Source organism: Pseudomonas monteilii NBRC 103158 = DSM 14164 (assembly GCF_000730605.1).
GTDB classification, from domain to species: Bacteria; Pseudomonadota; Gammaproteobacteria; order Pseudomonadales; family Pseudomonadaceae; genus Aquipseudomonas; species Aquipseudomonas monteilii.
On sequence record NZ_BBIS01000082.1, the window covers coordinates 1 to 9702 of the forward strand.

At 58.1% G+C, this 9702-nt stretch carries 12 protein-coding genes and 1 pseudogene; 9 read left to right on the forward strand and 4 right to left on the reverse strand.

The window, feature by feature from the left end:
• The first annotated feature begins 119 nt into the window (after positions 1–119).
• Entirely contained in the window at positions 120–251 is a 132-nt protein-coding gene (locus tag PM2_RS30935) for a YHYH domain-containing protein (RefSeq protein WP_102667976.1), read from the forward strand.
• 72 nt (positions 252–323) lie between these two features.
• Here PM2_RS30935 and PM2_RS28850 read toward each other — a convergent pair whose 3' ends face one another.
• From PM2_RS28850 to PM2_RS28860, 3 genes and pseudogenes are all read right to left on the reverse strand, one after another.
• Complete coding sequence (locus PM2_RS28850) at positions 324–1058, reverse strand: TraX family protein (RefSeq protein WP_028700066.1); 735 nt, start codon at positions 1056–1058, stop codon at positions 324–326.
• A pseudogene (locus PM2_RS28855) lies at positions 1055–1494 on the reverse strand (YqaA family protein). The gene PM2_RS28850 and the pseudogene PM2_RS28855 overlap by 4 nt, the downstream one beginning before the upstream one ends.
• Before the next feature lie 4 nt (positions 1495–1498).
• Positions 1499–1816, reverse strand: a complete 318-nt coding sequence (locus PM2_RS28860; RefSeq protein WP_028700065.1) for a metal-sensing transcriptional repressor — start codon at positions 1814–1816, stop codon at positions 1499–1501.
• Positions 1817–2329: 513 nt separating this feature from the next.
• Here PM2_RS28860 and PM2_RS28865 point away from each other — a divergent pair.
• From PM2_RS28865 to PM2_RS30555, 6 genes are all read left to right on the forward strand, one after another.
• A complete protein-coding gene (locus PM2_RS28865) occupies positions 2330–3067 on the forward strand; it encodes a HupE/UreJ family protein (protein WP_028700064.1) in 738 nt (245 codons plus the stop codon).
• Between the two features lie 12 nt (positions 3068–3079).
• Positions 3080–3748 carry a hypothetical protein gene (locus tag PM2_RS28870; RefSeq protein WP_028700063.1) on the forward strand — a complete coding sequence of 223 codons (669 nt, stop codon included), beginning with the start codon at positions 3080–3082 and terminating at the stop codon, positions 3746–3748.
• Positions 3749–3823: 75 nt separating this feature from the next.
• On the forward strand, positions 3824–3946 hold the full coding sequence (locus PM2_RS31840; protein WP_254912523.1) for a hypothetical protein: 123 nt from the start codon (positions 3824–3826) through the stop codon (positions 3944–3946).
• Between the two features lie 170 nt (positions 3947–4116).
• On the forward strand, positions 4117–4392 hold the full coding sequence (locus tag PM2_RS28875) for a metal/formaldehyde-sensitive transcriptional repressor (protein WP_028700062.1): 276 nt from the start codon (positions 4117–4119) through the stop codon (positions 4390–4392).
• Positions 4389–5345, forward strand: coding sequence for a CDF family Co(II)/Ni(II) efflux transporter DmeF (gene dmeF / locus PM2_RS28880; protein WP_028700061.1), 957 nt, complete (start codon positions 4389–4391; stop codon positions 5343–5345). The genes PM2_RS28875 and dmeF overlap by 4 nt, the downstream gene beginning before the upstream one ends.
• A 68-nt stretch (positions 5346–5413) precedes the next feature.
• The gene (locus PM2_RS30555) at positions 5414–5587 is read left to right on the forward strand and encodes a DUF1289 domain-containing protein (protein WP_028700060.1); all 174 of its coding nucleotides are present in this window, start codon (positions 5414–5416) and stop codon (positions 5585–5587) included.
• 40 nt (positions 5588–5627) lie between these two features.
• Here PM2_RS30555 and PM2_RS28885 read toward each other — a convergent pair whose 3' ends face one another.
• Positions 5628–6932 carry an MFS transporter gene (locus PM2_RS28885; protein ID WP_028700059.1) on the reverse strand — a complete coding sequence of 435 codons (1305 nt, stop codon included), beginning with the start codon at positions 6930–6932 and terminating at the stop codon, positions 5628–5630.
• A 190-nt stretch (positions 6933–7122) separates the two neighbouring features.
• Here PM2_RS28885 and PM2_RS28890 point away from each other — a divergent pair, with 190 nt between their 5' ends.
• Positions 7123–8064, forward strand: a complete 942-nt coding sequence (locus PM2_RS28890) for a chromate resistance protein ChrB domain-containing protein (RefSeq protein ID WP_139813918.1) — start codon at positions 7123–7125, stop codon at positions 8062–8064.
• A complete protein-coding gene (gene chrA, locus PM2_RS28895) occupies positions 8057–9427 on the forward strand; it encodes a chromate efflux transporter (RefSeq protein ID WP_028700057.1) in 1371 nt (456 codons plus the stop codon). The genes PM2_RS28890 and chrA overlap by 8 nt, the downstream gene beginning before the upstream one ends.
• Positions 9428–9702 lie beyond the last annotated feature (275 nt).

A 9702-nucleotide genomic window follows, 5' to 3' on the forward strand; every position in this document is an offset into this window, starting at 1 on the left:
ACCCATACCGGTCATTCCTTTCATCGGCTTCATGGCAATTACGATTGTTATGAGGATGCACTTAGCCATAAGCTCATCGAGGCAATTTGCCACCACAACACCGAGCATGGAGTAGCCTGATGAAAATCGTTCCCCTCTTGATTGCTGCCGTCCTTTCGTTCTCCTCGATAGTCGCCTTCGCACACAGCGGTGGTACCGACTCCAAGGGTTGCCACACCAATCACAAAACGGGCGAGCGCCACTGCCACTAAGGCAGTGCGTAGGTTCTTTAAAAGCTGGCGTTCTTGACCCAGAGAATGCCAGCCTTAAAGCAAACCCCGCGTCTAAAGCAGGTTGCGAATACCCAGCATCGCTAACAGGTGGCCGGGGTAGAACCAATAGCTCCACTGTGTGACTGGCAAGATCTTGAACGGCAACCGGGCCCAGAATAGAGCCAAACCGAGTAAAGGCGCCAAAGCCGCGATCAGCAGCGCGAGGACAGCGAACGGCTCAAGCTGCGCCGCCTGTTCGAACAGGCCAGTTCGAGAGTTGACGGTTACACAAAGCGCGACGGGCAGTAGCGCGAACAGTTCGGGGCGCTTAATGGCAAGCACCAGAGCCGCCGGCACGAACACCCCGTAGAAGCCGTACATCAGCGGCTCGCTCAGCAGATAACCCGCCAGAATTGCACCGCCAGCCATTACCAGGCTTTCGAGCGTCCGGTGCTGTACTCCCCAAGCGACCAGAAGCCCTAGCGCCAACGTGACCAAGACATTGAAGGTGCCCGAGGTGCTGACCAGCCGGTAAGGGACTTCAGAAAGCGCGGCGAACACCACCAAAGAGGCGAGATACCGGCCATTGCTCCGAGTGAATATCTCACCTGGCTGATTGCGTGAGACGTTGATCGCGACTGCCAGACAGAACAGGGGAAAAGATAACCGACCGAGCACAAACAGATCGCTGCTCGCAGGCCAGGCCAATCGCATGTGATCGAGCACCATCGTGAGCAAGGCAATCCACTTGATCAGATCCTGCCCGGTATGCCGCTCTGCCGCAGAGCGAGCAATATCGAAAGTCATGGCATGCCCCCAAGCACCAGGAGTGACAACAGCAGGTATCGCCCACCCTTGGCCAGGGTGACCAGTAACAGGAACCGCCAAAGCGGCTCGCGCATGACCCCAGCCACCAACGTAATCGGATCGCCGATGATGGGTACCCAACTCACTAGCAGTGACCAGTATCCATATGCTGGTAGAGTGCCTGCGCCTTCACCAGCTTCGCCTCACTGACCGGGAACCAGCGCTTGTGCTTGAAGTGCTCGACGCCTCGACCCAAAAACCAGTTCACCACTGAACCCAGGACATTGCCGGCGGTAGCCATCGCGACGAGCGCCATGGGCAGGTAGTGCTCAGACACAAGCATCGCGACCAGTGCTGCTTCGGATTGCATCGGCAACAACGTGGCCGCAGCGAACGCCGCCAGAAAAAGCCCAAGGTAGCTGGTGAGTTCGAACACAGTTCTACAGGTACTTGGTAATTTGCTTGAATTCGTCCAGGGCCGATCTATCGCCCTTGCTCAAGGCTGTAACCGAATCCTCAAGACAGTGGTCGATATGGTCTTGGATGAGCGTGCGCTTGGCCTGGCAGACGGCCTTTTCAACCGCATGCAGTTGCTGGGCAATGTCTACACATTCCCGCCCGTCCTCGATCATGGCAATGATGCTGCGCAGATGACCGTCTGCACGCTTCAGGCGCTTGATGATCGCCTCATGGCTCTGGTGAGGATGGGCATGGCCCTGTCCATCATTGTGCTGGTGATCATGAGAGTGATCGGACATATCTTGAGTCTCTGTCGTCGATACATTACGCTGGCGATGCTATCCCCCCCAGGGGGTTAGGTCAAACGTGCAGCGTTGCTGTTGAATCAGCGTCATAGGCATCTGAATGTCCCGTCGTTTCCTGTCATCAGCCATGATCGTGGCTTTGGCTATGGCCGTTATGCTGGCCTGGACGGGGCACGCCTATTCGTTGGCAGTACCGACTCAAGTCGCTGCCCAAGAGGCAGTGAACATGAAGTACGGGCATGACCATGGCGAGGCTTCGTGGAGCTGCACGCACTGCACTGACCACTATCACGCCCCGCTCACGCCCGACCACCAGCACGAGACCCCTCAGCTCTCTTCTGCTACGCAACTGACACCTATCTTCGGCCCGTCCATGCCATTGACCTGGTCAGGCGAATCGGTACCACACCCACCAATCTTCCGAATCGAACGCCCACCTCGTCCTGCTTTTGCTTCCTGACCCTGGCCGCTTTGCGGCTCTCGATCATTGCAAAAAAGGATTGATCCATGCGTTTACACTCGATACCGGGTGGGGGCTTGCTTGCCGTGCGAGCACGCCATCCCATCTTCCTTTTGTTCCTGTTCGCCGTGTCATTGCTCATCGGCATGCCGGAGGCATTGGCACACGCCGTAGCGGAAGGCGACAAGGGATTCATCCAGGAAAGCTCGGGGGTCATGCTGATCCCGTTCATCTACATGGGCGCCAAGCACATGATGACGGGCTACGACCACCTGCTGTTTCTGTTCGGCGTAATCTTCTTCCTCTACCGCCTCAAGGACGTGGGCCTCTACGTCACGCTGTTCGCCGTTGGACATTCGGTCACGCTGCTGTTCGGCGTGCTTACTGAGATCAGCATCAGCTCCTACATCATCGACGCGATCATCGGTTTCTCGGTGGTCTACAAGGCGATGGACAACCTGGGGGCCTTCAAGCGCTGGTTCGGTTACCAGCCGAACACCAAAGCCGCGACGCTCGCCTTCGGCCTGCTGCATGGCTTTGGCCTGGCAACAAAGATCCAGGAGTACGAAATCTCGGCCGAAGGCCTGATCCCGAACCTCATTGCCTTCAATATCGGGGTGGAGATTGGTCAGTTGCTCGCGCTGAGCGCCATCCTGATCGTGATGGGCTACTGGAGAAAAGCCGGTGGTTTCTGGCGTCACGCCTACACCGCCAACGTTGCCATGATGAGTGCCGGTTTCCTGCTGATGGGTTACCAGCTGACCGGCCTGTTCGTTACCGCCTGAGGATCCTGAAAAATGTTCAACTCTCCACTTCCTTCGGCAAGCGAACTGCCGAGCAGCCGTCAGCTCATCCGATCCACCGCCATCGCTTTCGCGGTCGCGATGGGGCTTCTGGTCACCGTGGTCATGCCTTCGGAGTACGCCGTCGATCCAACTGGCCTGGGCCGTGCCATGGGGCTCACGCAAATGGGGGAGATCAAGATATCTCTCGCACAGGAGGCCTTGGCCGATGAAGCTGCAGCCAAAGTGCCTTCGCCTGCACCGGCTTCAACAGTGGCGGCATCAGCACCAATACCTTCGGTAGCTCCCGCTCCGGTGCCACAGGTTGCCGCCGTTGAGCCTGCCAGCCAGGCCGAACAACCGTTAGCGAAAAAGGATGAGGTCAGCCTGACCCTGAAACCTGGCGAAGGGCGTGAGATCAAGCTCGAAATGCGCAAGGGCGCGATCGTGGCCTACAAATGGAGCGCTTCGGGGCCGGTCAACTATGACACCCATGGTGAAACCTACAACGCCGCTCAAGGCGACTTCCACAGCTATAGCAAAGGTCGCCAGGTCAAGGGTGACACGGGTGAGCTGACTGCGCTCTTCGACGGAACCCATGGCTGGTTCTGGCGTAACCGTACCTCGGGCAACGTAACCATCGTGCTGAACACGGCGGGTGACTACCTCAACCTCAAAAAATGACCTTCTGGCTGAGACTCATATGCAGTGAGTCTCAGCCCATGACCCCTTTGATTGCACCACTGTGGAACTCAAGACATGACTATCAAACTGCTACGTTCGCTCGCCGTAATCGGTCTTCTCGGTCTGCTTGTCGCATGCGGCGATGCCGAGCCTGAGGCCACTGGCGACAGCGCGGGCCATGGTCACGCTCACGACTGACGTCCAACTAGAGCCAAGGATGGCTCAATTTTTACCTACCTCAGGACAACGGTTGACAGGTCTGTCAGTCGCTCCGTTCGCCTCCAAATAACGTCTGCTGACTGCTGCCCCTTGCATAGGGGGGCGGGGTATGACAATCTTCGCGACAATATACATAGGGGGGGTATGGTATGGGCCATCTCGCATCGAACAAGGACGCGCTGCTCAAACGCGTCAAACGCATTGCTGGACAGGTGCAAGCAATCGAAAAAGCGCTTCAGGAAGATGAGGACTGCGCTAAAACCCTCCTTCTGGTGGCGTCGACGCGTGGCGCGATGAATGGGCTACTGGACGAGATCATCAGAGATCACGCCAGGGCGCACGTGGCTGCCCCTTCTCTCACTGACGAAGAGCGCAGCAAGGGAGTGGAAGAACTCCTGGAAGCCATTCAGCGTTACTCAAAATGACCTCGGACACCCAAGCAATGAGCACGACAGCTACCATCCACGACCATGTTTTTCTTGGCGCCTCCCACGAAGAGAATGCAAAGCGCACGCTTTGGGTGGTCTTACTGACCGTTGTGATGATGATGGGTGAAATTGCCGCCGGCTACATCACCGGATCGATGGCTCTACTGGCCGACGGTTTCCATATGGCTACGCACGCCGGTGCGCTCGGTATCGCGGCAGCCGCGTATGCATACGCAAAGCGGCACGCCACCAACTCACGTTTCAGTTTTGGTACTGGGAAGGTTGGTGACCTGGGTGGGTTTGCCTCGGCGCTGATCCTGGGGCTTGTTGCCCTGGCAGTCGGTGCTGAGTCGGTCGTCCGCTTGTTCCAACCGAATGAAGTGCAGTTCGGCACGGCCATTGCTATCGCCGTCGTAGGCTTGCTGGTGAACATTGTCAGTGCGCTGCTGCTGGGTCACGGGCACGGGCACGACCATGATCACGTTCATGACCACCATCACCACGATCATGGACACAGCCACGGACATAGCAGCGGCGATAACAATCTACGATCGGCCTATGTACATGTCCTTGCCGATGCATTGACCTCGGTTCTGGCAATTGTCGCCCTGCTGGCAGGCAAATTCCTGGGCTGGGTCTGGCTCGACCCGGTGATGGGTATCGTAGGCGCTGTTGTAATTGGTCGTTGGTCATGGAACCTGATGAAAGTGACCGCCGGTGTTCTTTTGGACAAAACCGATGATCACGTGGCGCAGGAAATCCGCGAGTTCATTGAGCAGCCGGGTGACGTCCGCATCTGCGATCTGCATGTCTGGCGTGTCGGGCCCGACGCTCACGCAGCGATCGTCAGTGTTGTTGGCCACGCTCAAACAAGCGTCTCAAGCATTCGTGAACGACTGCTACCAGTTCATGAAGTACGGCATCTGACCGTCGAAGTCCATCAGGCCTGATGTGGATGCGGGTCGCAGTTGCTGCCCGCACGCTCGCATCAGAGTCCAGTGCCACAGGTAACCCAACAATGGCTTCAGCGATCGAGAATCCTTGTATTTCACTCTGTCAGCTGAAAGGTGATCTCTGTGTCAGTTGCGGGCGATCGAAAGACGAAATCCGCAAGTGGAAACGCATGAAACGCCCGGAGAAGATGGCAGCCGTACAGAAAGCCAGTGCGCGGCTGAAGGCACTGAAGAAATAACACCGACCAGGCGCCCCTCCACCGCCCAGGATGGAGGGCGCTATCGCCGTGGCCATTTCCGGTGGTGCTCATCGATGACAAAGGAGTGCGCATGAGATTTGCCATCCGCGACATGAGGATCGTCTTCCGAAAGATCGTCATGCTGATGCGACACCACCTCGTCCTCATGGTCGGGATGCCAGATCCATTTGCTCAGTATCCACGCTGCCCCAGCGAGCAGGCCTAGACCAACGAACGCAGACGTCAGGTTCACGCTGGCTCCCAGCCATCCGGCCAATGGGTAGGTAATAAGCCAACAGGCATGCGACAAGGCGAACTGTGCCGCGAATAGCGCTGGTCGATCCTGAGCCGAAGACGACCTACGCAAGATACGCCCCGACGGCGTTAGTGCCAGGGAATATCCAGCACCCAGTACCACCCACAGAACTATCAGAGCCGAATAGCTGGAAACGAAGGCCCCTATCAGCAGGCCGACCACCAGCACTGCTCCACCGGCAAGCATGGCCTTACGATCATCCAGGCGTTCAAGCAGTCGGGGAAGCAATAGCGCCACCACCATCGAGCCGCCACCGAAAGCCATTAACGCCATGGCCATAGCGCTCTGATCCAGCCCAAGCTTCGCCTGAACCAACACGACCGTATTCACTATCACCATTGCGCTGGCAGCAGCAATTGCGAGGTTCAGGGCTAGTAGGCCGCGCAGGCGCGGAGTACGCAGGAAGATCCGTAGGCCTTTGGTCGTGCGCTCGTAGATGCTCCGTTTAGGCCCGCGAACGGCTACAGGCAATACCGCTGAAACCACCATTGCAGCTGATACGAGAAATCCCACGACGGTGCCACCGAATAGGCTGTGGAAGCTGACCACGGTCAACAGGGCTGCCGCGAGCATTGGGCTGATGACGCTCTCAAGGTCGTAAGCCAGTCGCGAAAGCGACAGCGCTCGGGTGTACTCACGCTCGTCAGGGAGGATGTCGGGGATGGTGGCCTGAAATGTCGGGGTGAACGCGGCAGATGCAGACTGCAGCACGAAAATCAGCACGTAGACCTGCCAGATCTCTGTGACAAACGGGAGCAATAGCGCCACGGCAGCCCTGACCAGGTCGAGAGAGACCAGCATGGCTTTTCTGGGCAAGTGTTCGGCAAACGCACCGGCAATCGGGGCCACGCCAATGTAGGCCACCATCTTGATCGAAAGCGCGGTACCCAGGACGGCGCCGGCCTGCGCGCCGGCCAGATCATAGGCCAGAAGCCCAAGCGCTACGGTCGCCAGGCCGGTGCCTATCAAGGCAATCACCTGAGCAAGGAACAGGTGCCTGTAATTGCGGTTTTTCAGGACAAATAGCATGGCACCTCCGTGCACGGCTGGAGGCGATCTCTATCGCCTGAACTTCATCAGATCGACAACAGCGTATCCCCCCCAGGGGGATATGGTCAACGCGATTCCGTGCTGCTCAGCACGGTCAATGAATACCCATTGCTTTTAGCCAAATCTGGTTTAATGTAGAGAGAGATACATTTTATGCTGAGCCTTCTACATGATTGATTGGTCGTTACTGATCCTTGGGCTGCCGACGGCCAACGCCACCGAGCGTATGCGCGCATGGAGAACCCTGAAGGCCTCCGGTGCAGCTGTGCTGCGCGATGGTGTGTACCTGCTGCCAGAAAAAAGCGCGGGCCGCGAAACGTTCGAAGCGGTGGAGCGAGATGTGCTGGCCATCAACGGCACGGCATTTCTGCTGTCGCTGCCTGAACGCGAGGAGCGCTTCAGCGGGCTATTCGACAGAAGCGATGAATACGCCAAGCTGATGGAAGAAATTGCAGGCTGCCGAGCTGACCTATCCCCGGAGAATGCGCTGCTGACAGCCCGGCAGGTGCGCAAGCTCAGGAAGGCCTTCGGCCAGTTGACAGCGATCGATTTCTTCCCAGGTGTGTTCAAGACACAAGCCGACTCGGCCCTGCAGGAACTTGAGACCGCGATTAGCCGAGCACTGTCTTCCGATGAGCCGAGTGCGCACGATGAGGCCATCAAGCAGCTGGAGCGCAGCGAATACCAAGGTCGCCGATGGGCAACGCGAAAACGCCCATGGGTAGACCGGTTGGCCTGTGCCTGGCTGATCCGTCGCTTCATTGATGCCGATGCCCAATTCATTTGGTTGGACAGTCCCAGTGACTGCCCAAGCGATGCGCTCGGCTTTGATTTTGATGGGGCCCGGTTCAGCCACGTTGGCCAGCGGATTTCCTTCGAAACCCTCATCGAGAGCTTTGCCGTTCAGCAGCCAGGCCTGGCACGCCTGGCAGGCGTCATCCACTACCTGGATGTGGGAGGCGTACAACCTTCCGAAGCACCCGGTATCGAGCGTGTCCTCGCTGGCTTGAGAGAGAGCATTGGCGATGACGATCAACTGACAATGGTCGCAGGAGGCATCTTCGATGGCCTGCTGACGGCTTTCGCAAGTGAGGAAGCCCAAAATGGTTGATACCACCTCCGCAGTAAGTGAACAGCCGCCATCGCAAGCAACTCAGCAGCCGATCGGTCTCTATGAAGCCTTCCTGTTCTGGCTCAAGTTGGGCTTCATCAGCTTTGGCGGGCCTGCCGGGCAGATCTCGATCATGCACCAGGAGCTGGTAGAGCGCAGGCGGTGGATCAGCGAGAAGCGTTTCCTGCACGCGCTGAACTATTGCATGTTGTTGCCCGGCCCCGAGGCTCAGCAGCTGGCCACGTATATCGGTTGGCTCATGCACCGCAGCTGGGGCGGGGTGATTGCCGGCGCATTGTTCGTGCTGCCTTCGCTGTTCATCCTGATCGGTTTGTCCTGGGTCTACGTCGCCTTTGGCGAGGTACCGGTAGTCGCGGGGATCTTCTATGGCATCAAGCCGGCGGTCACGGCTATTGTCGTTCATGCAGCCCACCGGATTGGCTCGCGGGCACTGAAGAATGGCTGGCTGTGGGCTATGGCCGGCGCCTCGTTCGTGGCGATCTTCGCCCTCAACGTGCCGTTCCCGCTGATCGTGCTGGTGGCTGCCATCATCGGCTATGTGGGTGGTCGCTTCGCCCCGAGCAAATTCGTAATCGGTGGTGGTCATGGAGCCGCGAAGAACAGCTATGGCCCGGCCCTTATCGATGACGACACCCCCACGCCTGAGCATACCCGTTTCAGCTGGGGGCATCTGGTACGCCTGCTGATGGTCGGTGCAGGGCTCTGGGCCCTGCCCATGGGGCTGCTGACGCTATCGTTTGGCTGGGACGGCACCCTGACGCAGATGGGCTGGTTCTTCACCAAGGCCGCACTGATGACTTTTGGCGGTGCGTATGCTGTGCTGCCCTATGTCTATCAGGGCGCTGTCGGGCACTACGGATGGCTGACGCCAACCCAGATGATCGATGGCCTCGCCTTGGGGGAGACCACTCCGGGCCCACTGATCATGGTGGTTGCCTTCGTCGGCTTCGTCGGTGGATACGTGCATCCGATGTTCGGTGCGGAGCACCCATTCCTGGCCGGTGCAGTCGCGGCGAGCCTCGTCACCTGGTTCACCTTCTTGCCGTCGTTCCTGTTCATCCTCGCCGGTGGCCCGTTGGTGGAATCGACTCACAACGAGATGAAGTTCACCGCACCGCTGACGGGGATCACGGCTGCAGTAGTGGGCGTGATCCTCAACCTCGCAATGTTCTTCGGCTATCACGTGCTTTGGCCAAAAGGCTTCAATGGGGCGCTTGATTGGCCTTCCGCTGTGATCGCGGTAGCGGCAGCGATTGCCTTGTTCCGCTTCAAACGAGGGGTGATCCAGGTGCTGATTGCCTGCGCTCTGGTCGGCCTGGCAGTCCACATGTTGCGTGTTTGAAACCAAATACCCGTCGACATCATCGGCCGGCATTTCATGACCCATCTCCCGCTGGTGGGAGATTTAAGTAGGTATCGCGTGAGCATTCAAAGATTGATCGGATCGTCTGCCCCTGGCTCACCCACCTGGAATTGGTGGCTTAGTGGGGCTTCCTTAACGTCACTACAATCGCACCCTGCCTGTTCACATTCGGCCTGCTGTCAGCGCTCTTGAAAGCACTGCTAGCCGTGCGTGCTACTGACTGGAACGCTGGTAGGCGAATGTCAGCTTTGGGT